Raw genomic sequence first — 843 nt, 5'->3', positions numbered from 1 at the left:
GTCGCCACCAAAGAAGGTTTGTTCAATACTTGGAGAAATCCAAACTCCGATACCAATCAACAGTAAAATCACTGGCATAAGAACCAACGCATGCCATCCATTAGGTAGACGATTACGCAGAGATTGAGGTATCAGAGCCCACAAGCCCCCCATGACCATGGTGCTCAATGGCAACACAAACAACATCACCACGACCGTAATCAGATGGTCTTCGACTATCGGAGCAAACCATAACCCGGCAAGGAAACCGATGATGACGGTCGGCAGTGCTTCCATCAATTCAATGGACGGCTTAACCACTCGACGCATGCGTGGCGACATAAAATACGCCGTATAAATAGCGCCTAGCACCGCCAAAGGCACTGAAAACAGCATCGCAAACATAGCCGCTTTTATCGTGCCGAACGCAATCGGCACCAAGCTAAATTTGGCTTCAAAGTTATCGCTGGCCGATGTAGATTGCCATACAAATTCAGGCTCTGGATAGCCTTCGTACCACACTTTCTGCCACAGTAAAGAAAGCGAGACTTCAGGGTAAGAGTTATCGACCTCCGCCACCTTTAACGAGTCATCATTCCAAGTAATCAGATAGCGTTCATTGTTCGACATTGCCGCCATCGCAGGCGCTTGTTTATAAGCTCGCTTAAACAACACCAGTTTTTCACTGGTCGTGTAATGACTCTGAAGCGTACCGTTAGTGTAGAAACTGTAGAATCCTTTGCGGTGTGAATCCGGCAATAAGTATTTAAGTTCAGACGCTAATTTGAAGTCACGAATATGAGTTAAGGTTCGCTTATCATTTTGCAAAGTATCAAACCATTGCGAAACGCGACCATCATTGTG

General features: G+C 46.1%; 1 pseudogene. It reads right to left on the bottom strand.

Features of this window, described 5'->3' with window-relative positions:
- A pseudogene (locus R8O11_RS26380) lies at window positions 1-843 on the bottom strand (phosphate ABC transporter permease); the annotation flags it as partial.

The organism is Vibrio sp. 1288 (genome assembly GCF_033344475.1).
Note: the sequence above shows the minus strand (reverse complement) of the source record. Positions and strands in the feature narration are given on the sequence as shown.